Raw genomic sequence first — 25,135 nt, 5'->3', positions numbered from 1 at the left:
CGCTGGGCTCATAACCCAGAGGTCACAGGTTCAAATCCTGTCCCCGCAACTGAAGAAGAAAAGAAGGCCCGGATCTGTTGATCCGGGCCTTTCTTGTTGCCCCGGTCCCAGGGCCCCGGTCCCAGGGCCCGCCGGGGGTTTAGCCCCGGCGGCCCAAGGGCCCGGGGGCGGAAGGCGGCCCTAGCCGTCCTTGAGCCGCTGGTAGGTCTCCAGGGCCCGGGCACGGGACTCCGGCAGCCCGACGACCGGTTCCGGGTAGCCCGCCGCGGGGCCACCGGCCTTCCACGGTTCGTGGATGGCCTTATCGTCCAGCCCGGACAGCTCCGGAAGATACTCGCGCAGGTAGCGGGCGCCGGCGTCGAACTTCTTGCTCTGGGTGACCGGGTTGAAGATCCGGAAGTACGGCGAGGCGTCGGCGCCGGATCCGGCCACCCACTGCCAGTTCGCCGGGTTGCTCGCGGCGTCGGCGTCCACCAGTGTGTCCCAGAACCACGCCTCGCCGAGCCTCCAATCGGCGAGCAGGTTCTTGACCAGGAAACTCGCCGCGGCCATCCGGACACGGTTGTGCATCCAGCCGGTCTGCCAAAGCTGGCGCATTCCGGCATCGACAAGGGGATAGCCGGTGCGGCCCTGCTGCCAGGCCGTGAGCTCGGCGTCCGAGGGCTTCTGCCAGGCGAAGCGGTCAAACTCGGGCCGGTAGTTCCGGGTGGCCAGCTCCGGGTTCTCGTAGAGCAGCTGCCAGCAGAACTCCCGCCAGCCGAGTTCGGCACGGAAGATCCCGACATCGGCCGGGGCCGCCTGCGGAAAGCGTTCGCGGAGTGCGTGCCAGATCCGGAAGGGGCTGATTTCGCCGAACCGCAGATGGGCGGAGAGTCGGCTGGTTCCCTCGACCCCGGGGACGTTCCGGCCGGTGCCGTATTCTGCCGCCGGGCCGTCCAGGAAGTCCTCGAGCCGTTCCTGGGCGCCGGCTTCACCGGGCTGCCAGGTGCCGGCGAGGCCGGCGCTCCAGTCCGGCCTGCGGGGGAGCAGCCCCCAGCCGTCGAGCGGGTCGCCGGCCGGAAGGACTCCCTCCGCGTCCGTGGCAGGGCCAGGGAGGCGCTCGGGGGCGTCCAGGGGGAGCCGGGGCTCAGGAGCCTCCAGGCAGGCCCGCCAGAAGGGCGTGAAGACTTTGTAGGGACCGCCGGCTCCGGTCCGCACCGTCCACGGCTCAAACACCAGGTTCGCCTGGAAGCTTGCCGCCCTGAGGCCCTGGTCTGCGCCCCAGGCCTTGAGTCCGGCGTCCACCTCGCGTTCGGGGCCGCCATAGCGGCGGTTCCAGAGCAGCGTTGAGGCGCCGGTTTCCCCGACGAGGTCCTTAATGATCTCCGCGGCCGGGCCGCGGCGCAGCAGCAGGCGTGAGCCCGCGGCCTCAAGTCCCGCGGCGAGATCCGCCAGCGAATGGTGCAGCCACCACTTGGCGGCGGACCCGAGGGGCCGCACGCCGGGGGAGGACTCGTCGAGGACATAGACCACGGTCAGCGGCTGGCCCAGCGACGCCGCTTCGCTCAGGGCCGGGTTGTCGTCCAGCCGGAGGTCGTCGCGGAGCCAGACAAGGGTCGAAGACAGGGTTCCCGAAGACATGGATCAACGGTACACGCGGAGCTGCGAGCAAGCCCCACGGCAGTCCCGCGCAGGGCACAACAGAGGCCGGGCCCCGCAGACCGTCGGAGGACGGTCCGGGCCCGGCCTCGGCCGATCCGGTGCGGCAACGTCCGGCGGAACCCGCCGGGCGTGGTTAGAGCTTGTCGAAGTCCGCTTCGTCCACGGTGGATCCGGCCGGGCGGCTGTCGCCGGCGCCAATCGCGGCGGGGGAGCCGCCGGACTTCAGCGCGGCGAGCCGGGCCTCGATCTCGGTCTGCTCGCCGAGGTCCTCCAGCGAGTTGAACTGTGCGTCCAGGCTGGAGGCGGCAAGTTCCTGCTGGCCGCGGACCTTGGCTTCCTCGCGGCGGATCTTCTCTTCGAAGCGGCCCACCTCGGACGTGGGATCCATGAAGTCGATGCTCTTCAAGGCATCGTGCACCTGGGTCTGGGCCGCAGCAGTCTTGGAGCGGGCGACGAGTTCGTTGCGCTTGCTGGTGAGCTCGTTGAGCTTGCCCTTCATCTGCTCCAGGCCGTGCTTGAGCTTGTCCACGACCTCGGACTGGGATGCGATGCTCGGCTCGGCGGACTTTGCCTCGTTCTCCGCGGACATCTGGCGCTGCAGGGCCACCTTGGCGAGGTTGTCGAACTTCTCGGCGTCGGTGGAGTCGCCCTTGGCCCGGTACTCGTCAGCCTTGCGGGACGCGGCGAGGGCCTTCTTGCCCCAGTCCTGGGCGTTCTTGATGTCCTCGTTGTAGTCGTCCTGGAGCATCCGGAGGTTGCCGATGGTCTGGGCGACGGCGGACTCGGCCTCGGCGATGTTGTTGGTGTAATCCCGGACCATCTGGTCCAGCATCTTCTGCGGGTCCTCAGCCTGGTCCAGCAGGGAATTGATGTTGGCCTTCGCCAGCTGCGCCATGCGGCCGAAAATGGACTGCTTCATGGTGTTACCTTTCGTCCTGCTCAGTGGTTCCCACTGAATTTCGGTGAACAGTGAAATGTACCGCTTCTATCCGCCGGCCAGAGCGTTCCCGCCGGCGCCTAGTCTGTGTGGGCCGGGCCGCAGCCAGGCTCCCGGGCCAGCTAGAAGCTGCCCGAGTCGCCGCCGCCGAAGTCCCCTCCGCCGCCGCCGCCAAAGTCTCCGCCGCCCCAGCCGCCGCCGGAGTCACCCCCGCCGCCCCAGCCGCCGCCTCCGCCGCCGCCGTGCAGGATGGAGTTGATCAGGATGCCGCCGAGGATGGCGCCGCCCAGGCCGCCGCCGCCGCCGCTGCCGAACATTCCGCCGCGGCCGTAGCCCTGGTTGGAGTACCCGCCGAAGTGGTCGACGTCGGACTGGGCCAGCTGCGCGGCCTGCGCCGCCAGCGAGTGCGCCTGCTGGGCGTACTGCAGGGCGGTCACGGGATCCGTGCGCGAGATGGAAAGTGCGTAGTCCAGGTTGCGCTGGGCCTCAGCCAGGCGCGTCCGGGCCTCGGTGCCCACACCGCCACGGCGGGCGGTGATGTAGTCCGAGGTTGCGCTGATCTGCGCCTGCGCGGACATGATGGTCTGCTGCAGCGAGGCCTGCGCACGGCGGGCCTGCTCCTGCTGGTCGCGGATTCCGGAAAGGGACGCATCCAGTGACTGGTGTGCCGTCTCGACCCGCTCCAGGGTGGCGACCGGGTCGATCTTGCCGCCCTGGATTTCGGCCTTGACCTGCGCCAGGGCGGCTTCCACCCCGGCAACCGGTCCGGCCAGTTCGGGATGCGTCCCGGACTGGAGCAGGGCCCTGGCCTGGGCGAGGTCCTGGGAGGTGTCAACGACGGCGGACTCAAGGCCGCTGCGCGCCTCATCGAGGGTTCCGGCCACCTTGGTGATGGCGCCGATCAGCACGTTCGTCTGGTGCAGGCTCTCTTCCGCGGCCCGGACGGCGACGGCGGCGAGGCTGCTTTCGCCGGCACTGAGCTTTTCCTGGGCCGTGACGGAGGCGTTCTGCACGAAGGCAAGCCGCTCCTTGGCCTGGTTGATGTTGTCGCCGACCTGCACGAGGGCGCTCTCGGCATACTTGGCGCGCAGCTCCGAGAGCGACTGCTCGGCGCTTGCGATTTTGGCTTCTGCCTCGCTGGCGCCGGCGCTGACTGCGGCCAGCGCCTGGGGGGCGTTCTTCTCCAGCTCGCGCAGTGAATCGAAGTCGGCCTTCTGTTCCTGGAGCGAGGCAAGCGCGGCCTCGGAACGGCGGATGATCTCACCGAGCCAGGTCCGCTGCTGCTCTTCGGTGTCGGGGATGTGGTCGTCAAGCTGCTGCTGCAGTTTGAAGGACTCGGACATGTGCCCCTTGGCGTCCTCCAAGGCCTTCGTGAAGTTGCCGACGGCGGCGTCGCCGTATTGTGCCTGCGCGAAGCCAAGCTCCTGCTCACTGGACTTGATGGCGTCGTCCGCCTCAATCAGCAGCGAGCCGCTCCTGCGGCGCAGTTCCTCGACGGTGAGCCCGGCCAGCGGATCCAGCTCGGCGCCCTGGGTGCCGTTGCCTTCACCGGCGCCTGCGGCGGCTTTCTTCCGGCGGTTGCGGAGGTAGAGGTAGGCGCCCGCGCCGCCTGCCGCGACGACGCCCACGCCCACGAGCACGGCGTTGCCTGCAGTACCTCCCGAGGAGACCGCGCCGCTGCCCCCGCCGGCGGCGTCCCCGACCGCGGTGGCCGTGTCAATGGCCGCCTGGGCAAAGTCCCGCTTCCCGCCGGCCAGGTTGGGCACGATGGCGTTTTGGGTGATGTTGCTCGTCTTTGATGCGATGGCGCTGGTGGAGTACGGGGCGAAGTAGTACTTGCCGTCGTCGGACATCGTGAGGATGACATCGGCTTTGCCCATGCCCTTGGTGGTGGCTACGGCCTGGGCCCAGGCTTTAGGGTCTGCAGGGTTCTCAAAGGTCTTTGCAGTGATCACATAGAGGTTGTACTTGTGATCCTTGAGGAGCTTCTGGATGGCGTCCTGGACTTCTGCCTTGCGGTTTCCGAGCACGTTGCCGCTGTCCACGATGTTCTGGCCGGACGGTATGGTCACCGGATCCTCGGCGAGGGCCGGAGCGGCGGGAAGCGCCAGCAGCCCGGCGACGCCAAGGATGGCGAGGAGACGTTTATAGGTAGACCGCATGTGCAACCCTTCAGCACTTCTGCGACCAGTTCGGGCCGAACCGGTCGTCACAGAATGCAGCAGCGCCCCCACGCAGATGTAAAGCCGCAGGTCGCTGTGGCAATTCCATTTGATTCTATGGTGCACCCAAGTGACCGTCCACAGAGGGGAATATGCCACCAGCGAAAAGCGCTGAACCGAAGACGGCACCGCCGGAAGCAGCACTTTCCGGCGTTCAGCAACCTCCCAGCAAACGTGCGCTCTAGTATCAGTGAGAGCGTCCATAGTTAATGCAGACGAGGATGAAAGGAAGTCTTATGACTGAGAACCCAGCGCAGGGCGCGTCACCAGAGAACCGGGAGCCGGCCACGCCGAACGAGGGCACTTCAGGACACCCGCAGGCTGCCCCCGCGCCGGACTCAGCGCACGATAATCCCACCCTCCGGCTGGACCCGGCCGCAGACAACACCCCGCAGCCGGTCTACCCCGCGCGCCAGCCGTCCTACGGCCGTCCCCCGGCGCCGGAGACGCAGCAGTTCGGTGCCCCGCAGGAGCACGCCCAGCAGGGCTACGCCCCGGGCCAGCCCTCCCAGCAGCACAACGCAGGGTATGGCCAGGCCGCCGGCAGCCCTGCATTTGGCCAGCCGCAGCAGGCGCACAACCAGCAGCCGCACAACCCTGCCCCCTACGGCCAGCCGCAGCATGGCGGCTATGGCGGCAACCCGCCCGGCTCGCCGTATGCAGCCAACCCTGCCCACGCCCCCAAGCGCAAAGCAGCCTTCGGTGTACCCACCCTGGTGGCGAGCATCCTGGCCGCCGGCCTGGTCGGCGGCGGCGTGGTTGCGGGCACCAGCCAGTTGCTGGGGGGAAGGGCGCTCACGTCGACGGGATCCAGCACTAGCAGCCAGGCAGGCCCTGTCATTGTGAACAACAGGGATGACGTGAATGCCATCACCGCAGCCGCGCTGAAAGCCTCGCCCAGCGTCGTGACCATCAAGGCAACCAGCGGCAGCGACGGCGGCACGGGCTCGGGAATCATCCTGGACGCCGACGGCCACGTTCTCACCAACACCCACGTGGTCACGCTCGATGGCAAGACGGCCAAGGCCGCCGTCGAGGTCCGCACAAGTGACGGCAAGGTTTACAGTGCAAAGATCGTCGGCACCGATCCGCTCTCCGACCTTGCAGTCGTCAAGATCGACAACGCTTCCGGGCTCGTCCCCGCAACACTGGGCGACTCCGGCAAGCTCAACGTCGGGGACACCGCCGTCGCCATCGGATCCCCGCTGGGCCTCACGGGGACCGTTACCGACGGCATCGTGTCGACCCTCAACCGCACCATCAGCATTGCCTCCTCGGCCGCCCCCCAGGAAGGCACCGACAACTCGCAGGGTGGCGACCAGGGCTTCCAGTTCGCCCCTCCGGGCGGCGGACAGGGTCAGAGCACCGCGAACCAGGGATCCATCTCGCTCAACGTCATCCAGACCGACGCAGCCATCAACCCGGGTAACTCGGGCGGCGCGCTGGTCAACACCAAGGGTGAGATCATCGGCATTAACGTCGCCATCGCCTCCGCCGGGGGAGATTCAAGCAGCGGCAGCAGCAGCGGCAACATCGGCGTTGGCTTCAGCATCCCCATCAACCACGCCAGGCGCGTCGCCCAGGAGATCATCAGCAACGGCAAGGCCACGCACGGCCAGTTCGGCGTGAGCGTCAAGCCAAAGACGGCGGGCACGTCAGCATCCGGGTTCTCGGTGGGCGCGGAAGTGGCCACCGTAGAGTCCGGTTCCGCGGCCGACAAGGCCGGAATCAAGGTGGGCGACGTTGTGACGAAATTCCAGGATCTGGCCATTAGCGACCCCAACCAGTTGACTGCGGCGGTGCGCGAACAAGCCGCCGGCGCCACTGTCAAGGTCACGGTCCTCCGTGGCGGCCAGGAACAGCAGCTGGACGTGACCCTCGGCGCGGCCGCCTAGCAGTAGGAGCGGTGCCCAACGATGTCACCGGGAGGCCGGGCAGCACCACCAGGTGCCGTCCGGCCTTCCCCGTGCGGGGTGCCTTCCGCGTATCTTCCCCCTGCACAGCGCCTGCACAGCGCGGTCCGGTCACAGGCCTTAACCCAAGCCGCAGCGGCACCCCCCGATATGGTTAGCTAGGAGCAACCCGGCACCCCGGGTGTTCCGTGGCCACGACCCCACCCGGCTGGCTGTCCACCCGCATGGAAGGCTGCTGTAAACACAGTGGAAGAGACATTGAAGATCATCGTGCTGGTCAAGCACGTCCCTGACGCTCAGTTCGACCGACACCTCACCGGCGAGGGCAACACAACGGACCGCTCCGAGAGCATCCTGTCCGAACTGGATGAGTATGCCCTGGAAGCTGCGCTCCAGCTGATCGAGGCGCGGGGCGGGGAAGCGGCGGGACACCGGGTGATCGCCCTGAGCATGGGTCCCGCTGGCGCCGTCAACGCGGTGAAGAAGTCCCTGCAGATTGGCGCCAGCGAAGGCGTCCACCTCAGTGACGACGCGCTGGCCGGCTCCGACGCCGCCGCCACCTCGCTGGCACTCGCTGCTGCCATTCGCCACCTCGGCGCGGACACCCCGGCCGACCTCATCATCACCGGCATGGCCTCCACCGACGGCGAAACCTCCCTCGTCCCGGCCCAGCTCGCCGAACGCCTGAACCTGCCGCAGGTCACCTTCGCGTCCGCCCTGGAACTCGACGGCGGCAAGCTCTCCGCCCGCCGCGACGGCGACACCCACGCCGACACCGTCGAGGCCGCACTGCCCGCCCTCGTCTCGGTCACAGATCAGATCAATGACCCCCGGTACCCGAATTTCAAGGGCATCATGGCGGCCAAGAAGAAGACCATCACCACGCTGAGCCTTGCCGACATCGGGGTTGACCCGGCGCAGGTCGGACGCTCCGGCTCCTGGACCGCCGTCGAAACCGCCGAGCCGCGCCCGGCGCGCACCGCCGGCACCATCATCACCGACGAGGGCGACGCCGGCATCAAGCTGGTTGAGTTCCTGGCCGCCCAGAAGCTGCTCTAAGGGGATTTTCAGACATGGCAAAAGTACTGGTATTCATTGACAACCCCGGCCAGGCCCTGAAGAAGGCCAGCCTGGAGCTGCTCACCATTGCCCGGTCCCTGGGCGAGCCCGCGGTCGCCTTCAACGGTGAACTGCACGGCGGTGTTGCGGAAGCCCTGGCTGCCTACGGCGCCCAGGCGCTGTACCGGCCCTCCGCAGCGGACCTCGACGACTATCTCGTTGGCCCCAAGGCCGCCTACCTGGCCGCCGCGGTGCAGGCCGCCGGCGCCACCATCGTGCTGACCGAGAACTCGGCGGAGGCCAAGGAAATCGCCGCCAGGCTCGGCATCAGGCTCGGTGCCGGCGTCATCACCGACGTCGTCGCCGTGGAGCCGGGCGGCACCGCGCACAAGTCCGTGCTGGCCGGTTCCTACACCACCACGGCGAATGCCACGACGCCGGTCGCGGTCCTCACCGTCAAGCCCAACAGCATCACGCCGGAACCGGCCGTGACCGGCACGGCGCCGGCAACCGTCACCGTGGACGTGCCGGAGACGGCCGTCGCGGCTTCGGCCAGGATCACGTCCCGCACTGAAAAGGCCGCCAGCGGCCGCCCGGACCTCGGCGAGGCGCGGATCGTGGTGGCCGGCGGCCGCGGCGTCGACGGCAACTTCGGCCCGCTGGAAGACCTCGCCGACGCCCTCGGAGCAGCCGTCGGCGCGTCCCGCGCCGCAACGGACGCAGGCTGGATCGGCCACGACGCCCAGATCGGCCAGACCGGCAAGACCGTTGCGCCCCAGCTGTACATCTCGGCGGGCATCTCGGGGGCCATCCAGCAGAAGGCCGGCATGCAGACCGCCAAGGTGATCGTCGCGGTGAACAAGGATGCCGAGTCGCCCATCTTCGAGATTGCCGACTTCGGTATTGTGGGGGACCTCTTCAAGGTCCTGCCGCAGGCCACCGAGGAAATCAAGAAGCGCAGGGGCTGATTCCTTGAGCACCTTCGCAGCGCAGGCGCAAAGCCCGTTCGATCCGGAGCACCACCGGATCGAACGGGTGCTTTGTTTCACTGCACACCCGGACGACATCGATTTCGGCGCCGCCGGCACGATCGCCGCCTGGACCGCCGCCGGGATCCAGGTCAGCTACTGCATTATGACCGACGGCGACGCCGGCGGCTTCGACCCCGGGCGACGGGACGAGATCGTCCGGCTGCGCAACGAGGAGCAGCGCCGTGCCGCCGCCCTCGTCGGGGTCACCGACATCCACTACCTGCACGAACGCGACGGCTACCTCGAGCCCTCGCACGGCGTGATCCGCGAGGTGGTGCGGCTGATCCGGCAGCTCCGGCCCGACGTCGTGCTCTCGATGCACCCGGAACGGAACTGGACCCGGATCCAGAAGAGCCATCCCGACCACCTGGCGGTGGGGGAGGCCGTGACCCGCGCGGTGTATCCGGCGCTGGAGAACCCGTTTGCCTATCCGGAGCTGGCCGAGGCGGGGCTGGAGGCCTACAAGCTGCCGTGGCTGTGGTTCATCGCCGGGCCGGAAGAACGTGAAAACCACTTCGTCGACGTCACGGAACACGTCGAGGACAAACTGGCCGCGATCCACATCCACGTCAGCCAACACCCCGACATCACGGCGATGGAACGGACCGTCCGCGGCGGGATGCTGCGGGCTGCGGAGCGCGGCGGCCTCCCGGCCGGGCGCAGTGCCGAGGCATTCCACGTCGTCACAGTCAACGGCCCGGGGACCATCGCCGGATTCTAGTGTTGCCCCCCGCCGTCCGCTCCCATAAGCTGGCCTCTGTTTAAATCATATTTAATTGAGGAAGGCAGGCTTTAATGGCGAAGACTGCGCAGCACCCCGTACTCGTGATCATGGGCGTCTCGGGATCAGGAAAGTCAACCGTGGCCGGCCTGCTGGCCGGCCGGCTGGGCTGGGATTTTGCCGAAGGCGACGATCTTCACCCCGAAGCCAACGTGGCCAAGATGCACGCCGGCCAACCCCTGACCGACGAGGACCGCTGGCCGTGGCTGGAAAGCATCGCCGGGTGGATCCGGCAACACACCGAGTCCGGGACGCCGGGCGTCGTCACCTGCTCGGCGCTGAAGAAGCGCTACCGGGATGTCCTTCGGGGTGAGGGGGTGGTGTTCGTGTTCCTGGACGGCAGCAAGGACCGGATCTCGGACCGCCTGGCGGCACGGCACGGGCATTTCATGCCCCCGGCCCTGCTCGAGTCGCAGTTCGAGGCGCTCGAGGCCCCAACCGGGGACGAACACTTCATCACTCTGAGCGTCAGTTCGGCACCGTCCGACGAAGCGCAGGAAATTATCGACCGGCTCCATCTCGACGCCGGCGTGCGCAGGCCATAGCCAGCCCGCCAGTCCTTACCCCGCTATTCCAGCTAGGAACATCTTGTGAATTCTCTGTCAGTCATGCAGCTTCCCGCTGCCCTCGAGGCCTGGACCGGTTTTGACACCCGCCTCATGGTGGTCGCAGGCCTGGGCATCGCACTCATTGTGGTGCTTATCACCAAATTCAAGCTCCACCCCTTCCTGGCCCTCATTCTTGGTTCTGCCTTCGTCGGCCTTGCCGCCGGGGTTGAGCCGGCCCTGGTCATCAAGAACTTCGAAGACGGAGTCGGCGGCGTCCTGAAGGAAGTCGGCCTGCTGATCGCGCTCGGAGCCATGCTCGGCAAACTGCTGGCGGACTCCGGCGGAGCCAACCGGGTCGTGGACACCTTGCTGGCCAAAGCCACCGGCCAGAAACTCGTGTGGGCCATCACCCTCGTGGCGGTGATCATCGGCCTGCCGATGTTCTTCGAAATCGGTCTCGTGCTGCTGCTGCCCGTCATCGTACTGGTGACCCAGCGCTCCAAAATGCCCCTCATGCGCATTGCCATTCCGGCGCTGGCCGGCCTGTCCGTTCTGCACGGTCTGGTGCCTCCGCACCCGGGACCACTGATCGCGATCAGCGCCGTCAAGGCTGAACTCGGCACCACGCTGGCGCTGGGACTGCTCGTCGCCATCCCCACGGTCATCATCTGCGGTCCGCTGTTCTCCCGGCTGGCCGCGAAATGGGTTCCCGTCGGCGCCCCCGCCGTCGCGGGAGGCATCGACACCGTGCACGGCGCGGACCTGGAAGGCGTCAAGCGCCGGCCGAGCTTCCTCGTCACGCTGCTGACCATCATCTTCCCGGTGGTGCTGATGCTCCTCAAAGCGGTTATGGACATCATCTGGCCCGACGCCGCGACCGCCCCGTGGATCCGGACCTTCTTCGATTTCGTCGGCCAGCCGCTCGTCGCCATGACGCTGGCCGTGCTGCTCGCCATGTTCACTTTCGGCTACGCCGTGGGCTTCACGGGCAGCAAGATCACCTCCAAGATCGGCGCGAGTCTGGGTCCCATCGCCGGGATCATGCTGATCGTGGGCGCCGGAGGAGGCTTCAAGCAGACCCTGATCGGCGCCGGCGTCGGCGATTCCGTCAAGAAGTGGGCCGAGGGCAGCAACATGTCCGTCCTGCTGCTGGGCTTCATCGTGGCCGTCGCGCTGCGCCTGGCCACCGGGTCGGCCACCGTGGCGACGGTGACGGCCGCGGGAATCGTCGCACCGCTGGCCAGCTCGCTCAGCCCGACCCATGCTGCACTGCTGGCCCTCGCGATCGGCGCCGGCTCGCTGTTCCTCTCCCATGTGAACGACGCCGGGTTCTGGCTCGTCAAGGAATTGTTCGGATTGACGGTCGGCCAGACGTTCAAGACCTGGTCCGTGATGGAGACCCTGATTTCCGTGGTCAGCTTCGGCTTCATCATTCTCTTGTCGCTCGTCATCTGATCGGGCCTGGATCCGACCGGGGCTGGATCTAACCGGGCCCGCCGCCACGGCGTCAGTTCGGGCCTTAAAACCACAAGCCGCGCAGGCCTTGAACCTTTTGGGGGGTACAAGGCCTGCGCGGCTTCGTTGGTTCGCGGTTCCGGCGCTAGGCGCCCAGCGGGGCCTCGGCTACGGCCGGCGTGGTCGGCGAGGCCGAGCCGCCGGTTGGCTCCACGGTGATGCCCAGGGCTGCGGCGGTGCTGACGCCCTTGACGACAGCCGGCTTGGACAGCGCTTCGGCGTCCATCAGGCCCTGGGACACCGGTGCCGAGCCGTCCTTGGGGATCAGCCACATCTGGTACACCTTGCCGGGCGGCGGAGCCGGGACGTCATTCATCTTGACGACGATCGCATCCCTGGAGGTCGAGAGGGACACAGTGGCCGTGCCGCCGCCGGCAACATTGACTGTCGCCTGCTTCACGTCGCCGGCCTGCAGCACCTGGTTCAGCGGATCGTTCTGGTTTGCCACGTAGGCGCCGACGCCGACTCCGCCCAGGGCGATGATGGCAGCGGCAGCGACGCCGACCAGCCAGTTGCGCATTCCCTGCGGCCGGCGTCGTTCGTCCCGGCGCTTGCGGGCAGCGCCCAGGTCATCGGTGACGGAGAGCCCGGAGGGCTCACGGACAGGCCGGGCCACGACGGGCGGAACCGCCGCGGGCTCCTGTCCCGGGTGCACTCCCGGCGCGGCGGCCAAGTCCCGGGCAGGCAGGGACGCCATGATCCGGTCCAGCAGGCCTGCCGGCGGTTCCTCCTCAGCGGTGAAGCTGGTGGCGAGCGTCTCGCGAGCCTGGCGGACGCGGTCGTCAAAGGCGGCGTGTTCTGCCGCCGGAGCCGAGGCGAGGTACGCCTCGATGGCGGCCCGCTCGGCGTCGTCCACGGCGTTCAGGGCATAGACCTCGGCGAGGTCAGCAGCGCGCCCCGAAGCCAGGTCGGTGGCGATATCGGTTGCAAAGCCGCCGGGGACACGGGAGTTGTTCTGTGCGTTCATGTCGGTCATCTCAACTCACCCCCAGGCAGGTCTTCAGTCGGATCAGTCCGTCGCGGATGCGGGACTTAATGGTGGGTACCGCAGCATTGAGCTTCTCTGCGACTTCCCGGTAGGTCAGGCCGCCGTAGTAGGCAAGCCGCACGGATTCCTGCTGTGTATCGGTCAGGGTCTCCAGGCACCGCACTACAGCCTCGGCCTCAAGCCGGCTGCCGACCTCGTCGGAGACGGAATCATGGTCGATGTCCTGGCTGCTGGCACCATACTTCGCTTCCCGGTCAGTGGAGGACTGCGAGGAGCGGACCTTGTCCACGGCCCGGCGGTGCGAGATGGTCATCAGCCAGGCGAGCGGGCTGCCGGCGTCGGGGTTGAATTTGGAGGCGTTCTGCCAGACCTGGAGGAAGACTTCCTGGGTGGTGTCCTCGCTGAGTTCCACGTCGATCAGGACGCGCCGGGCCATGCCGAAGACGCGCCGGGACGTGAGTTCGTAGAATTCCGCGAAGGCCGTCTGGTCGCCGCGGGCAATCTGTTCGAGCAGCCCGCCGAGCCGGCGGTTCACGTCGGCTGGGGCGCCCGGGGGAGCAGCGGCCTCGGGGTTCGGGGCGTTGGGAGTTTCCATCACCTTCAAGCATAAGGTGCCCGCCGTCGAACAAGGGTCAGGAAAGGATGCTCCCGGGGCGTGGCCGACAGCAATCCGACCGGCTGGACGTCGGTCCACCTGCACTGTATTCACCTGCCGCTCCTTTCCCCGTTCCCGGCGCCCGCTTCCCGCATTGGGCTTCACAAGTGATTCGGGACAGCCGGGGAACCGGATGGGCGGGGCGCGCAAAAAGTTGCGGTGGCTACAGCCTGGCGCCGGCGAATCCGTTCTGGCGCCAGGCTTCATAGACCGCGATGGAGGCGGCGTTCGCAAGGTTCAGCGAGCGAAGCGCGGGCAGCATGGGCAACCGGACCCGGGACGTGACATGGGGGTCGTGTTTGAGTTCCTCGGGCAGCCCGTCGGATTCGCGGCCGAACAGCAGCACGTCGCCGGGCCGGTAGCTGATGTCCGTGTAGGAGGTTTCGCCGTCGGACGTGAAGGCGAAGACCCGCTCCGGGGCCAGGGCAGCCCATGCCGCGTCGATGTCGTGGTGCACGGTGACGACCGCGAGGTCGTGGTAGTCAAGCCCGGCCCGGCGCAGCTTGGCGTCGGAGAAATCGAAACCCAGGGGCTCGACCAGGTGCAGCTCGGCGCCGGTGATGGCAGCCAGCCGGATGGCATTGCCGGTATTGCCGGGGATTTCTGGGGTATGGAAGAGGATGCGGAACACTGTTCCATCCTAGCTAGCCGGCTAGTGCATCCCGCGCAGCAGCCGGGCGAGCACGGGAACAATGACGGTGTTGGGGGCCGGACCGGAACTCAGGAACTGCTTGAGTCCGCGCGCCAGCCCGGCGGCGTTGACCACCTGGACGGTCTCGTGCGCGGCGGAGCGGCGGTGCCGGTCGATCACCGGTTCGTGCAGGTTCCCGTCGGTGCTGTGGACTACGGTCCAGCCGGTGACGTTGAGTTCCGGGAAGATGTCCTGCATCCGCCGGACGACGTGGCCCAGCTGGGGCGGGGCGATTGACCGGCCGCCGTGGGTCAGGGCGCTGCCGTTCCAGGCGTAGGCGCCGGGCGGGAGGAGCATGGATCCGATGATTGCCATGCGGTAGCCGGAGAGCACCACATGGTCGATGTGGCTGTTGTCCGCCGGAGACTGCAGGCCGTTGATGAGCCGCGCCGCCGGGATGGCGGGGAGGATCTGCCTGCTGATGAGCTGAACTGTCCGCATCTCCCGCTGGATCCTGGCTTCGGCCCCGAAGATTCCCCGCTTGCGGGGCAGACCGTGGACCTGCTGGCGGGCCAGGTCCTCCGGGATCAGCGGCACCTCGCCCGTCAGGGCGTACTGCTCGAAGGGCGGGACGTAGACCGGGGCATCGGCCGCGGTATTGCGGGGCGTATTCGGACGCCGGACATTGGCGGACGCGCGGCTGCCGGCCGCCGGGGCATCAAAGTGGGCCCCCTCGTCGGCATCCGGACCGGCGAAGGCGCCGCGTCCGCTGCCGTACGACCGGTCGTAGTCCGCCCGGCTCTTGGCGTCGATCAGCGTCTCGTAGGCGAGTGTGACGCGGCGGAAGGCGGCGGGGTCGCCGCCGTGGTCGGGGTGCGCGGTGCGGGCGGCCTTACGGTAGGCCACCTTGATTTCCTTGTCCGTCGCCGTCACAGGGATCCGGAGGACCTGGTAATGCGAGCTGCTGCCCTGCGTCAAGCAAGAATCCTTTGCGTAGATGGTGCCAGCCCATCCTGGACGTCCGGCGTGGCCAGTTTAACCGGCTAGGGGAACAACGAGCGCACCGGCACTGATTGTTCCCGATGGCTGGCATAATTCAGCGCATGATTATCGCCGTTGCCGTCAATCCGCGGGCCTCCTTTGGCCGCGGGCGGCATGCCGGCAATGAGGCAGCGGACTTGTTCCGGGCGGCCGGGGCGGGCGTTGTCCTGCTCTGCGAGGAAAGCTATGCCGCGCTGGCGCGGGCAGCGGATGAGGCACTGGCCTCCGGGGTGGATGCCCTCGTCGTGGTGGGCGGTGACGGAATGGTCCACCTCGGCGTCAACGCGCTCGCCGGGTCGGGCATGCCGTACGGTGCGGTCCCGCTCGGGATTGTCCCGACCGGCACCGGAAACGATGTGGCCCGGGCGCTCGGCGTACCGGCACACGATCTGCCCGGCGCCTGCGCGGGGGTGCTCAGGGCCCTGGCCGCCGGCGGCAGGCTGATCGACGCCGGACGCGTCTCAGCCGAGGGGATGTCCTGCTGGTTTGCCGGGGTGCTGTCCGCCGGGTTCGACGCGGCTGTCAATGAACGGGCCAACGCCTGGCGGTGGCCCCGGGGCAAGGCCCGCTACAACCTCGCCATGCTCCGCGAACTCGCCTCGTTCCGGCCGATCAGCTACACCGTGACGGCCGACGGCGAGAGCTGGCGGCAGGGGGCCATGCTCATTTCCGTCGCCAACGGCCAATCGATCGGCGGCGGCATGAAGGTCACCCCTGACGCCGTGCTGGACGACGGCTACCTGGACCTTTTCATTGTCGGCCCGCTGTCCCGGGTGGGCCTGCTGAAAGTCTTTCCGAAGGTCTTCTCCGGCGGCCACCTCGGGCATCCGGCCGTGCAGATCCGGCGGGTCCGCAAGGTCGAACTGTCGGCGGACAAGGTGGTGGCCTACGCCGACGGTGAGCGGATCGGTCCGCTGCCCCTCACCATCGAGGTGGTTCCCGGGGCGGTCCGCGTCCTGGCCTGACCGGCGGGCCGGCAGGGTATGGCCGGCAGGGCGCGGCCGGATTTGGCCCGGTGAGAAGGCGGCATTGGGCGATGCCTTCACGGCGGGAGTCTAGAATCGTCCGGAGGCCCGGGCGGGAACGCGGAACGGCATGGCGGATTGGGGCGGGGCATGGGAAACAAACGGGAAACCGGCGCGACGCCAACGGCGGGTCCTTGCTGCCGTTCCCGCCAAGCCTGCCGTGTGCACCCGGCGGGCAACGCGTTCCTGGCCCTCGCCGTGGCCGCCACCCTGGCCGGGTGCAGCGTCGGCATTCCGGACCCCGCCGCACCCGCTGCAGCTCCGGCGACTCCGACGCTCGCCACCCCGACCGTCACCCCGGGCCACGACTCCGCGGCGGTCGCGGCGAAGGACATGCCCTTCGCCGCCGGCGACACCCTGGCGGCCGGCGTGCCCGTCCAGCTCTCCGATGGGCTCCGCGAGTCCCCGGGGTGGGAGCCCGGCAAACAGGACGTTGCCGGCGGAAGCGAATACGTCAAAACAGACGGCTGCGTTGCCTGGGCCAGGGTCCGGACGAACCAGGGCGCGCTCGCTGTCCGCGGGGATGACAGCGCCTCGACTGCGGCGCTGTTCCAGTACCTGGACCCGAGCATCCTGCCCTCCTACCTCACGACGGATACCCTGCCCTGGGGCGGCGCGGCCGGCCAGCCCGGTGCGCGTGTCGAGGTGCTGGTGCTCGTGAGTCGAGCTTCTGCGGGAGCACCGGCAAATGCCATCTACGCCCGGATGTTCAGCAAGGCAGGCTCCTCCGTCTATATCTCGGTCTCCTGCCCGGACGCCGCCACACTCGCGGCGGCGCGGGCCGACGTCGGAGCCCGCCTCGCCGCCGTACCGCCGGCGGACTGACTCCACCCGGCCGACTCCACCCGGCCGACTCCACCGGCGGGAGCCGCCGGCGGACTGACCCCGGCTCCAGCGGTTCCAGCCGCTGTCTCACGGCAACCGGTGCCGGGCCCCGGGCTGCAGCGGATCCTCCGGCTCAGCGGGCTTTCGCCGGCGAGAGCCGATTCAGCGCCAGCGCAGCTACCAGCAGGCCGAAATCGCGCAGGGCCACGTCGAAGAAGCCGCCCAGGATGAGGAGGTTGAGGATGATGCCAAGGAGCCAGGCCGCCACGAGCAGCGAGCCGAACCGCGGCCTCACCGCCACCGCCACACCGGCGACGATCTCCACCACGCCGACGACGTACATGAGCGTCTGCGCGGGCAGCGGCACAACGGCCGTGACCGCCGGCGCCAGGTACATGGTCCAGTCGGTGAGCAGGTTGGTGAACTTGTCGAGGCCAAAGATCACCGGTGCGACGGTGAAGACCGTCCGCAGCAGCAGGAAGGCCTGCCGCTGCGGAGCCAAAGCCAGGGGGCCGGCGGGGGTGCCGAGGACTGCAGAGGATTTCATGATGACTCCTTCTAAAAGTGGATATCTAGATTTTAGAAGGGTTTCGCCACTTAAGCAACGAATCTTGTTTTTAGAGATAGACTAATTTCATGATCCGAGCGCCCTGGAACCGCAGGATGGCGGCCGTCGCTTCACTGGGGGATGACAGCCGCCGGAAGTTGTTCGATTTCGTCGCCGCCTCCGGCTCCGCCGTCAGCCGCGACGACGCCGCAGGTGCCCTTGGGCTGCCCCGGAGTACGGCATCCTTCCATCTGGACCGGATGGTGCAGGACGGGCTCCTGGCCGTGGAATTCCGCAAACTTGGCGGCAGGAGCGGGCCGGGTTCGGGCCGCCCGGCCAAGCTGTATCTGGCCGCCGTCCGGGAGGTCGCCGCGTCCGTGCCGGACCGGAACTACGACCTTGCCGCAGAGCTGCTGGTTTCGGCCATCGAGGAGTCAGCGGCCGACGGCGGTTCTGCCCGTGATGCGCTGTTGCGCACCGCCCATGCCCGGGGGCAGGCGGAGGCCCGGGCCCAGCAGGAAGCGGCGGTGCGGGCGGACGCTCGGTCGGCAGTGGCGGGTGGCGGATTTGCGGAGTTCCTCGCCGCGGAGGGTTACCGTCCGGAAGCCGATGCCGAGGGAGGCCTCGTGCTGCTCAACTGTCCGTTCCACCGGATCGCCCAAGGCCACACCGAAGTGGTGTGCGCCATGAACGGCGCATTCCTCGCGGGGGCCGCGGCCGGCTGCGGCATCGATCCGGACCGGGTCCAGTCCCTCGCCATCGAGGATCTGCGCTCGCAGGGGGCCGCGCGGCCGGCGCAGTGCTGCGCGAGGATCGGCCCGCAGGGGCACCGCGCCTAAGGGGCCCGGTCCGGCCGGGCAGGTCCAGCAGCCTGGCACAGCAGACAGGTCCAGCAGCCTGGCACGGTGGCCCACCTAGGAGACCCGGCCCGGGGCTGCGGGCTCCGGGGCCTTGACCCGAACTTTCATCCCGGTCAGCAGCACGCCTGCGATCACCAGGATGCCGCCCACGATCTGGACGAGGGTGAGCGGGGTGCCCAGGGCCACCGTGATGACTGCGGTGAAGACGACGATCAGGTTCAGGTAATTCCCTGCGGTTCCCGGCGGGGTGGTCTTCAATGCCAGATTCCAGAACAGATAGGCGCCCAGGGAGGGAAAGGCCACGATGTACGCCAGCGACCAGCCCTCGGCCGGAGTCTCGGGCAGGCGCACATCCAGGGCGAGGGCGAACGGCGTCAGCGTGACGGACGCAATCAGGACCTGCATGGCGGTGGAGGTGATGGCGGGGATGTCGAGCCTGCGGGCGATGATCGTGTAACAGCCCCAGACGAAGATCGCACCGATCATCATGAGCTCGCCGGTGTTAATCGACAGTCTAAAGATGTGCTGCGGTGCTCCCCGGGTCAGCACCAGCAACACTCCGAGCAGGCCGAGGCAGATGCCCGCCCAGCCCAGGCGTGTGGTCTTTTCCCCGAGCAGCACGATCGCCATCACCACGATCAGGGCCGGGCTGGCCGCAGTGATCAGGGAGGCGTTGACGGCAGAGGTGTGGCCGAGCGCCGCGTACAGCAGGAGAGTGTAGGCGCTCATGCCCAGCGCACTCAGGAGCAGCAGCGCCGGCCAGCGGCTCAGCACCGCCCGCCAGTCCGGCTTTTCCGCGAAGTGGGCCAGCAGCAGCAGCGGCACGGCCGCGAAAGTCCAGCGCCAGTACGTCAGGTCCAGCGGGGACATCGAGGTGACAGCGGCCCGGCCGACGACGAAATTGCCGGACCAGAAGAGGGTGGCCAGGACCAGGTACACGGGCGCTTTCACCGCTCGAATCTACACCAGTGCCGCGGCACGCCCGCAGGTAGAATTGCCCTGTGCCCGTATACCTTGACCATGCCGCAACCACCACCCTTGCCCCGGAGGCCCTGGCTGCGCTGACCCGCGAACTGGCCCGGACCGGCAACCCCTCCTCGCTGCACGGATCGGGCCGCAGCGCCCGGCGCTCCGTCGAGGACGCCCGCGAGGCGCTGGCCGCGGCGGCGGGGGCGCACCCCTCTGAAGTCATCTTTACTTCGGGCGGAACCGAAGCCGACAATCTCGCGGTCAAGGGCCTGTACTGGGCCCGTCGGGCAGCGGACCCTGCCCGCACGCGCATCCTGTGTTCCGCCGTCGAACACCATGCCGTGCTGGACACCGCGGAGTGGCTCGAGCGGCACGAGGGCGCCGAGGTCTGCTGGCTGCCGGTGGATGCAGACGGCGTCGTGGACCTGGCAGCACTCGAGGCAGAGCTCTCCCGGGACCCGGCATCGATCGCCCTGGTCACGGTCATGTGGGCCAACAACGAAGTAGGCAGCATCCAGCCCGTCGCGCAGATCGTCGAACTGGCGCACCGGGCCGGCGTCCCGGTCCATTCCGATGCCGTGCAGGCGTTCGGCTCGCTGCCCGTGGATTTCCGGGCCAGCGGGCTCGACGCCATGTCCATCTCCGGGCACAAGATCGGCGGACCGGTCGGCGTCGGCGCTCTTCTGCTGGGGCGCGCCGTGAAACTGACCCCGGTCCAGCACGGCGGGGGACAGGAACGGGACGTCCGCTCCGGGACCCTGGACACCGCCTCCATCGCCGCCTTTGCCGCTGCGGCCGAAGCCGTCGCCGCCAAACTTCCGCAGGAGGCGGCGCGCATCACCGCGCTCCGGGACCGGATGATCGACGGCGTCCGGGCCGCGGTGCCGGACGCCGTGCTGCGCGGCGCTCCCGGCGCCGGACGGCTGCCCGGCAATGCGCACTTCACCTTTCGCGGCTGCGAAGGCGATTCGCTGCTCTTCCTGCTTGATCTGGCCGGGGTGGAATCCTCCACCGGTTCGGCCTGCACGGCGGGAGTTCCGCGGCCCTCCCACGTGCTGCTGGCGATGGGACTGGACGAGGCTACGGCCCGCGGCGCCCAGCGCTTCAGCCTGGGGCACGCCTCCACCGCGGCCGACGTCGACGCGCTCCTGGCTGCCCTGCCCGGCGCCTACACCCGCGCACGGCAGGCCGGCATGGCCGGACACGAGTCCAGCATCCAGACCGCCGGAACCGTCGCCCGTCACGCTGCCGGCGGCGCAAACTAGGCACGGGCCAGGGCGCAGGCAGCAGTCACCCGGCCGGCAGGAGCTGATCAAGCGGGACGTCCTGATCGGCCAGGGCACGGGGGTCCACCTCGGTCTTCGCGGAGATGAGCTGCTTAATGGTCCTTTGGGGCTTGCCGGAGCCCGGCCAGTTGACGCTCATTCCCGCGACCACAAAGCCGTCGCGCTGCCAGAACGCAAGGAATTCCTTTCCCTCCAGCGAGCCGCGTATCGTGGGCGGCCCCGCGACGAGTGACGGGAAGCCGGAATACTCCATGCTGACATCGAACTGGTCGGTGTAGAAGTAGGGGACCGCGCCCAGCACCGCATCCAGGCCGAGCATCGCCCGGGCCGCCACCTTCCCGCCGTTGAGGGCATTGGACCAGTGTTCGCTGCGGTGGTGCGCGCCGGTGAAGGGATGGAGGGCGTTGGCGACGTCCCCTGCTGCATAGATGCCGGCTGCAGAGGTCCGCAGTGACGCATCCGTGAGAACGCCGTTCCGCAGAGCGAGTCCCGCCGCTTCGGCCAGCGACACCTCGGGGACCACACCCACGGCGATGATCACGATATCCGCGGGCAGGACCTCCCCGGAATCCGTCACCACGCCGGTGACCCGGCCCGACTGGCCCCTGATCTCTGCAGCCGAGGACGGAAGCCGGAACCGGACGCCGTGCGACTCGTGCAGCGAACGGAAGAAGCCCCCCAGCTCGGGCCCGACCGCGGCGGTCAGCGGCACGTCCTCCAGCCCCAGCAGCGTGACGGAATTTCCATAGGCGCTCGCCGCCGCGGCCAGCTCCATCCCGATCCAGCCCGAACCGATCATGACGAGGTTCCGGCCGCCGCCGGCCAAAGCCCCGCGAAGGCGCCGGCTGTCGTCCACCGTGCGGAAGGTGCCCACCCCCGCCAGCTCGCTGCCGGGCAGTGGAAGCTGCCGGGGGCGTGCCCCGGTGGCCAGCAGCAGCGAGGCGTACTCCAGCCCCGGGCCGTCCCCGACCGCCACGGTGCGGGCGGCAGGATCTATCCCCGTCACGGGGGCGCCTAGTCGCACCTCGACGCTGTTTGCCTCCCACCAGTCGGCCGGAACCACGGGCAGGTCCTCCTCGGGGGCCTTGCCCAGCAGGTAGTCCTTGGACAGGGGCGGGCGCAGGTAGGGATGGTGCCGTTCCGCTGCCAGCAGGATCACCGGCCCGCCGTACCCCAGCGCCCGGAGCGTCTTGGCGGCGGTGGCGCCGGCCAGTCCGCCGCCCACGATCACGATGTTTTCGCTGGCCATGCTTTGCTCGATTCCTTGGGCTGCCGTCCCATCCGGACCCGCCTGCCACGGCAACCAATCTAAAACCATTACTTTTGACTTTAGAATTGCCCGGCCGGGCCGTCAAGGTCTTTTTGGGTGTGGAATCGGCGTGGCGATAGAATGGGGCGGCAGGCATTGTGCTATTTCCGCTGGTGATTGTTCCGCGGCCAGCGGCCGCCGGTGCCGTCCACAACCCCCGACCCCCAACGAAAGTCAGTATGCGAGTTCTTGCAGCCATGAGCGGCGGCGTCGATTCCGCCGTTGCCGCAGCCCGCGCCGTCGAGGCGGGACACGACGTCGTCGGCGTCCACCTCGCGCTCTCCCGGATGCCCGGAACCCTGCGCACCGGCAGCCGCGGCTGCTGCACCATCGAGGATTCCCGCGACGCCTGGCGGGCCTGCGACGTGCTCGGAATTCCGTACTACGTGTGGGACTTCTCAGAGCGCTTCAAGGAAGACGTGGTCCAGGACTTCATCGACGAATACGCCGCGGGGCGCACCCCCAACCCCTGCATGCGCTGCAACGAACGGATCAAGTTCGCCGCGCTGCTGGAAAAGGCGATCGCCCTCGGGTTCGACGCCGTCTGCACCGGCCACTACGCCAAGGTGATCACCGACGCCGAGGGCAACCCGGAACTGCACCGCGCCGCGGACTGGGCCAAGGACCAGAGCTACGTTCTGGGTGTGCTCACCCATGAGCAGCTCAAGCACTCCATGTTCCCGCTCGCTGACACGCCCTCCAAGGCCGAGGTCCGCGCGGAAGCCGAACGCCGCGGTCTCTCCGTCGCCAACAAGCCGGACAGCCATGACATCTGCTTCATCCCGGACGGTGACACGGCCGGCTGGCTGGCCGAGAAGATCGAGATGACCACCGGCGACATCGTGGACGAGTCCGGTGCGAAGGTCGGCGAGCACCCCGGCGCCAATGCCTTCACGGTGGGCCAGCGCCGCGGCCTGAAGCTGGGCACCCCGGCCGCCGACGGCAAGCCGCGCTTTGTGCTGGAAATCCGGCCGAAGGAAAACAAGGTGGTGGTGGGGCCGGAAGCGCTCCTGGCCATCGACGAGATCCGCGGCATCAAGGTCTCCTGGGCCGGCCTGCCCATCGCCGAGGTGCACACCGGCAGGGAATTCGACTGCTACGCCCAGGTCCGCGCCCACGGCGACCCCGTGCCCGCCACGGCACGCATGGAACGCCCCGGCGCAGGCGACGACGGCGGCAGTGACGGCGGCGGCGCCGGCACCGCCGGGCACGGCAACCTCGTGGTGACCCTGAAAGAGCCGCTGCGCGGAGTGGCCCCCGGGCAGACGGTGGTGCTGTACCAGGGGAGCCGGGTGCTGGGACAGGCCACGATCGACGCGGCGCGTTCGCTGCAGCGGGCCGCGCTCTAGGCAAGCGCCACAACCCAACCGATCAAAGGGTCCCGCCGGGAGGCGGGGCCCTTTGCCGTGTGCACGCCAAAGCCGGCGCCCGTGCGCCCGATCGCCGGGCATACGGCCGGAGCCGCCGTACCTGGCCGAAGATCCGGATGGAATGCTGAAGAAAATGGCAGAATCCTTCGGTTCGTGTAAATTTTGTGTCTCAACTCACAAAATTCAACGTTTCACCGGCTGATCGTCTGGTTGAATCTAGGAATCAGCAAAGCGTGCCGCCCGACGAGTCACCGTTTCACTTCGGGCTGCGCTGGAACGCATCGAACAGAAAGTTCACAGATGGCAATGAACAAAAAGGCCTGGCAGGGCGTTATCGCGCTGGCCGGGGTTTCCGCCTTTGCACTGACGGCCTGCACCGGGCCGTCAGGCGGCTCTGGCGGGTCATCAGCCGCCGCAAGCGGTCCAATCGCCTATGGCACCACCGACAAGGTCACCGCCTTGGACCCGGCGGGCTCGTACGATAACGGTTCGTTCATGGTGATGAACCAGATCTACTCCTTCCTGCTCAACTCCAAACCAGGCAGCGCGGAACCCGTCCCGGACCTGGCCGAGTCCGCGTCCTTCACCTCGCCGACCGAATACACGGTCAAGCTCAAGTCCGGGCTCAAGTGGGCCAACGGGCACACGCTCGACTCCAAGGACGTCAAGTTCTCCTTCGACCGGCAGACCAAGATCAACGATCCCGCCGGCCCGGCGAGCCTGCTGGCCAACGTGGAAAGCGTCAGCGCCCCGGACGCCAACACCGTTGTCTTCAAGCTGAAGCTTGCCAACGACCAGACCTTCGCGCAGATCCTCAGCAGCCCGGCCGCGCCGATCGTGGACGATGAAGTCTTCCCGGCGGACAAGCTGCTTGATGACGACTCGATCGTCGCGGCGAAGGCCTTCTACGGCCAGTACACGGTCGACACATACAAGAAGAACGAGCTGATCAGCTTCAAGGCCTTCGCCGACTACAAGGGAGTCCTCGGCAAGCCGGCCAACGACGGCGCCACGATCAAGTACTACGCGGATCCCACCAACATGAAGCTGGACATCCAGCAGGGCAACATCGACGTGGCCAACCGCAGCCTGAGCGCCACCGACATCGATGACCTGAAGAAGGACTCCAAGGTCAAGGTGAACGTGGGCCCCGGCGGCGAAATCCGCTACATCACGTTCAACTTCGACACCATGCCGTTCGGCGCCAAGGCTGCGGACGCCGATCCGGCCAAGGCAACGGCCGTCCGCCAGGCCATCGCCAACCTCGTTGACCGCCAGGCCATCGCGGACCAGGTCTACAAGGGCACCTACCTGCCCCTGTACTCCAACGTTCCGAACGGTTTCCTCGGTGCCAACGAATCCTTCAAGGACGCTTACGGCGACGCCGGCAAGCCCAGCCTGGACAAGGCCAAGAAGGTCATGACCGACGCCGGTGTGACTTCCCCCGTGTCGCTGAACCTGCAGTACAACCCGGACCACTACGGCAAGTCCTCCGGCGACGAATACGCCATGATCAAGGACCAGCTGGAGAAGTCCGGTTTGTTCAAGGTCAACCTGCAGTCCACGGAATGGGTCACCTACAGCAAGGCCAGCCGCGCCGACGAATACCCGCTGTTCCAGTTCGGCTGGTTCCCGGACTTCAGCGACGCCGACAACTACCTGACGCCGTTCTTCCCGGAGGGCGGCTTCCTGAAGAACCACTACAACAACCCCACCGTCAACGAGCTGATCAACAAGCAGCTCACCACTGTGGACAAGACTGAGCGCGAGGCCACGATCAAGGAAGCCCAGAATGCCCTCGCCAAGGACATCTCCACGCTTCCGCTGCTCCAGGGCGCGCAGGTTGCCATTTCCGGCAGCGGCGTCAAGGGTGTCGATACCACCCTCGATGCCTCCTTCAAGTTCCGTTTGGGAACTGTTTCCAAGTAAGGCTGCATTTCTGCGGTTCTGACCAGCCTGCGAGGGGGGGGGGGGGGGGGGGG

The 25,135-nt window shown here is 68.0% G+C and carries 22 protein-coding genes; 12 read left to right on the top strand and 10 right to left on the bottom strand.

Going from position 1 to position 25,135, the window contains the following annotated elements; all coding sequences use genetic code 11:
• Nucleotides 1-180: 180 nt before the first annotated feature.
• The 3 genes from QCD75_RS19560 to QCD75_RS19550 form a co-directional block, all read right to left on the bottom strand.
• Nucleotides 181-1,620: a cryptochrome/photolyase family protein gene (locus QCD75_RS19560; protein ID WP_301231103.1), complete on the bottom strand. Its 1,440-nt coding sequence runs from the start codon at nucleotides 1,618-1,620 to the stop codon at nucleotides 181-183.
• A gap of 154 nt (nucleotides 1,621-1,774) precedes the next feature.
• On the bottom strand, nucleotides 1,775-2,560 hold the full coding sequence (locus tag QCD75_RS19555) for a PspA/IM30 family protein (protein ID WP_301231101.1): 786 nt from the start codon (nucleotides 2,558-2,560) through the stop codon (nucleotides 1,775-1,777).
• Between the two features lie 140 nt (nucleotides 2,561-2,700).
• Entirely contained in the window at nucleotides 2,701-4,740 is a 2,040-nt protein-coding gene (locus tag QCD75_RS19550; RefSeq protein ID WP_301231100.1) for a TPM domain-containing protein, read from the bottom strand.
• Between the two features lie 296 nt (nucleotides 4,741-5,036).
• On the opposite strand from QCD75_RS19550, the gene QCD75_RS19545 reads away from it, so the two are divergent.
• From QCD75_RS19545 to QCD75_RS19520, 6 genes are all read left to right on the top strand, one after another.
• Nucleotides 5,037-6,695, top strand: coding sequence for a S1C family serine protease (locus QCD75_RS19545; protein ID WP_301231099.1), 1,659 nt, complete (start codon nucleotides 5,037-5,039; stop codon nucleotides 6,693-6,695).
• A gap of 276 nt (nucleotides 6,696-6,971) precedes the next feature.
• Nucleotides 6,972-7,772 (top strand): electron transfer flavoprotein subunit beta/FixA family protein, encoded by an 801-nt coding sequence (locus tag QCD75_RS19540; RefSeq protein ID WP_301231106.1) that lies wholly within the window; start codon nucleotides 6,972-6,974, stop codon nucleotides 7,770-7,772.
• A gap of 14 nt (nucleotides 7,773-7,786) precedes the next feature.
• Nucleotides 7,787-8,740 carry an electron transfer flavoprotein subunit alpha/FixB family protein gene (locus QCD75_RS19535; protein ID WP_301231093.1) on the top strand — a complete coding sequence of 318 codons (954 nt, stop codon included), beginning with the start codon at nucleotides 7,787-7,789 and terminating at the stop codon, nucleotides 8,738-8,740.
• A gap of 4 nt (nucleotides 8,741-8,744) precedes the next feature.
• Nucleotides 8,745-9,524, top strand: a complete 780-nt coding sequence (locus tag QCD75_RS19530; RefSeq protein ID WP_301231092.1) for a PIG-L deacetylase family protein — start codon at nucleotides 8,745-8,747, stop codon at nucleotides 9,522-9,524.
• Nucleotides 9,525-9,598: 74 nt separating this feature from the next.
• On the top strand, nucleotides 9,599-10,129 hold the full coding sequence (locus QCD75_RS19525) for a gluconokinase (protein WP_301231091.1): 531 nt from the start codon (nucleotides 9,599-9,601) through the stop codon (nucleotides 10,127-10,129).
• Nucleotides 10,130-10,192: 63 nt separating this feature from the next.
• Nucleotides 10,193-11,587, top strand: a complete 1,395-nt coding sequence (locus QCD75_RS19520; RefSeq protein WP_301231105.1) for a GntT/GntP/DsdX family permease — start codon at nucleotides 10,193-10,195, stop codon at nucleotides 11,585-11,587.
• Between the two features lie 145 nt (nucleotides 11,588-11,732).
• Here the strand turns inward: QCD75_RS19520 and QCD75_RS19515 are convergent, their stop codons facing one another.
• The 4 genes from QCD75_RS19515 to QCD75_RS19500 form a co-directional block, all read right to left on the bottom strand.
• Nucleotides 11,733-12,623 carry an anti-sigma factor gene (locus QCD75_RS19515; protein ID WP_301231090.1) on the bottom strand — a complete coding sequence of 297 codons (891 nt, stop codon included), beginning with the start codon at nucleotides 12,621-12,623 and terminating at the stop codon, nucleotides 11,733-11,735.
• A gap of 1 nt (nucleotide 12,624) precedes the next feature.
• Complete coding sequence (gene sigK / locus QCD75_RS19510; RefSeq protein WP_301231089.1) at nucleotides 12,625-13,230, bottom strand: ECF RNA polymerase sigma factor SigK; 606 nt, start codon at nucleotides 13,228-13,230, stop codon at nucleotides 12,625-12,627.
• Nucleotides 13,231-13,453: 223 nt separating this feature from the next.
• Entirely contained in the window at nucleotides 13,454-13,921 is a 468-nt protein-coding gene (locus QCD75_RS19505; protein WP_301231088.1) for a tRNA (cytidine(34)-2'-O)-methyltransferase, read from the bottom strand.
• A gap of 21 nt (nucleotides 13,922-13,942) precedes the next feature.
• On the bottom strand, nucleotides 13,943-14,899 hold the full coding sequence (locus tag QCD75_RS19500; RefSeq protein ID WP_301231087.1) for a J domain-containing protein: 957 nt from the start codon (nucleotides 14,897-14,899) through the stop codon (nucleotides 13,943-13,945).
• 125 nt (nucleotides 14,900-15,024) lie between these two features.
• Here QCD75_RS19500 and QCD75_RS19495 point away from each other — a divergent pair, with 125 nt between their 5' ends.
• Nucleotides 15,025-15,927, top strand: coding sequence for a diacylglycerol/lipid kinase family protein (locus QCD75_RS19495; RefSeq protein WP_301231086.1), 903 nt, complete (start codon nucleotides 15,025-15,027; stop codon nucleotides 15,925-15,927).
• 222 nt (nucleotides 15,928-16,149) lie between these two features.
• The gene (locus QCD75_RS19490; RefSeq protein WP_301231084.1) at nucleotides 16,150-16,812 is read left to right on the top strand and encodes a hypothetical protein; all 663 of its coding nucleotides are present in this window, start codon (nucleotides 16,150-16,152) and stop codon (nucleotides 16,810-16,812) included.
• Nucleotides 16,813-16,945: 133 nt separating this feature from the next.
• Here the strand turns inward: QCD75_RS19490 and QCD75_RS19485 are convergent, their stop codons facing one another.
• Nucleotides 16,946-17,359 (bottom strand): hypothetical protein, encoded by a 414-nt coding sequence (locus QCD75_RS19485; protein WP_301231083.1) that lies wholly within the window; start codon nucleotides 17,357-17,359, stop codon nucleotides 16,946-16,948.
• An 89-nt stretch (nucleotides 17,360-17,448) separates the two neighbouring features.
• On the opposite strand from QCD75_RS19485, the gene QCD75_RS19480 reads away from it, so the two are divergent.
• Complete coding sequence (locus QCD75_RS19480; protein WP_301231082.1) at nucleotides 17,449-18,198, top strand: helix-turn-helix domain-containing protein; 750 nt, start codon at nucleotides 17,449-17,451, stop codon at nucleotides 18,196-18,198.
• Between the two features lie 75 nt (nucleotides 18,199-18,273).
• On the opposite strand, the gene QCD75_RS19475 is transcribed toward QCD75_RS19480, so the two are convergent.
• Entirely contained in the window at nucleotides 18,274-19,170 is an 897-nt protein-coding gene (locus tag QCD75_RS19475) for a DMT family transporter (protein WP_301231081.1), read from the bottom strand.
• Between the two features lie 50 nt (nucleotides 19,171-19,220).
• On the opposite strand from QCD75_RS19475, the gene QCD75_RS19470 reads away from it, so the two are divergent.
• A complete protein-coding gene (locus QCD75_RS19470; RefSeq protein WP_301231078.1) occupies nucleotides 19,221-20,453 on the top strand; it encodes a cysteine desulfurase family protein in 1,233 nt (410 codons plus the stop codon).
• Between the two features lie 25 nt (nucleotides 20,454-20,478).
• Here QCD75_RS19470 and QCD75_RS19465 read toward each other — a convergent pair whose 3' ends face one another.
• Nucleotides 20,479-21,723 carry an NAD(P)/FAD-dependent oxidoreductase gene (locus QCD75_RS19465; RefSeq protein WP_301231076.1) on the bottom strand — a complete coding sequence of 415 codons (1,245 nt, stop codon included), beginning with the start codon at nucleotides 21,721-21,723 and terminating at the stop codon, nucleotides 20,479-20,481.
• A 239-nt stretch (nucleotides 21,724-21,962) separates the two neighbouring features.
• Here QCD75_RS19465 and mnmA point away from each other — a divergent pair, with 239 nt between their 5' ends.
• Nucleotides 21,963-23,132: a tRNA 2-thiouridine(34) synthase MnmA gene (gene mnmA / locus QCD75_RS19460; protein ID WP_301231074.1), complete on the top strand. Its 1,170-nt coding sequence runs from the start codon at nucleotides 21,963-21,965 to the stop codon at nucleotides 23,130-23,132.
• Between the two features lie 321 nt (nucleotides 23,133-23,453).
• On the top strand, nucleotides 23,454-25,082 hold the full coding sequence (locus tag QCD75_RS19455; RefSeq protein WP_301231073.1) for an ABC transporter substrate-binding protein: 1,629 nt from the start codon (nucleotides 23,454-23,456) through the stop codon (nucleotides 25,080-25,082).
• Nucleotides 25,083-25,135 lie beyond the last annotated feature (53 nt).

The sequence above is a fragment of the Arthrobacter sp. PsM3 genome (assembly GCF_030433895.1).
Taxonomy (GTDB): domain Bacteria; phylum Actinomycetota; class Actinomycetes; order Actinomycetales; family Micrococcaceae; genus Arthrobacter.
The sequence above is the reverse complement of the archived record's forward strand: the minus strand, read 5'-3'. Positions and strand labels throughout refer to the sequence as shown.

Excerpts from the sequence above, each read along its gene's own strand:
- QCD75_RS19560 (WP_301231103.1), bottom strand. The coding sequence starts at position 1,620 with ATGTCTTCGGGAACCCTGTCTTCGACCCTTGTCTGGCTCCGCGACGAC.
- QCD75_RS19555 (WP_301231101.1), bottom strand. The coding sequence starts at position 2,560 with ATGAAGCAGTCCATTTTCGGCCGCATGGCGCAGCTGGCGAAGGCCAAC.
- QCD75_RS19550 (WP_301231100.1), bottom strand. The coding sequence starts at position 4,740 with ATGCGGTCTACCTATAAACGTCTCCTCGCCATCCTTGGCGTCGCCGGG.
- QCD75_RS19545 (WP_301231099.1), top strand. The coding sequence starts at position 5,037 with ATGACTGAGAACCCAGCGCAGGGCGCGTCACCAGAGAACCGGGAGCCG.
- QCD75_RS19535 (WP_301231093.1), top strand. The coding sequence starts at position 7,787 with ATGGCAAAAGTACTGGTATTCATTGACAACCCCGGCCAGGCCCTGAAG.
- QCD75_RS19525 (WP_301231091.1), top strand. The coding sequence starts at position 9,599 with ATGGCGAAGACTGCGCAGCACCCCGTACTCGTGATCATGGGCGTCTCG.
- QCD75_RS19520 (WP_301231105.1), top strand. The coding sequence starts at position 10,193 with ATGCAGCTTCCCGCTGCCCTCGAGGCCTGGACCGGTTTTGACACCCGC.
- QCD75_RS19515 (WP_301231090.1), bottom strand. The coding sequence starts at position 12,623 with ATGACCGACATGAACGCACAGAACAACTCCCGTGTCCCCGGCGGCTTT.
- sigK (WP_301231089.1), bottom strand. The coding sequence starts at position 13,230 with ATGGAAACTCCCAACGCCCCGAACCCCGAGGCCGCTGCTCCCCCGGGC.
- QCD75_RS19495 (WP_301231086.1), top strand. The coding sequence starts at position 15,025 with ATGATTATCGCCGTTGCCGTCAATCCGCGGGCCTCCTTTGGCCGCGGG.
- QCD75_RS19485 (WP_301231083.1), bottom strand. The coding sequence starts at position 17,359 with ATGAAATCCTCTGCAGTCCTCGGCACCCCCGCCGGCCCCCTGGCTTTG.
- QCD75_RS19480 (WP_301231082.1), top strand. The coding sequence starts at position 17,449 with ATGATCCGAGCGCCCTGGAACCGCAGGATGGCGGCCGTCGCTTCACTG.
- QCD75_RS19465 (WP_301231076.1), bottom strand. The coding sequence starts at position 21,723 with ATGGCCAGCGAAAACATCGTGATCGTGGGCGGCGGACTGGCCGGCGCC.
- mnmA (WP_301231074.1), top strand. The coding sequence starts at position 21,963 with ATGCGAGTTCTTGCAGCCATGAGCGGCGGCGTCGATTCCGCCGTTGCC.
- QCD75_RS19455 (WP_301231073.1), top strand. The coding sequence starts at position 23,454 with ATGGCAATGAACAAAAAGGCCTGGCAGGGCGTTATCGCGCTGGCCGGG.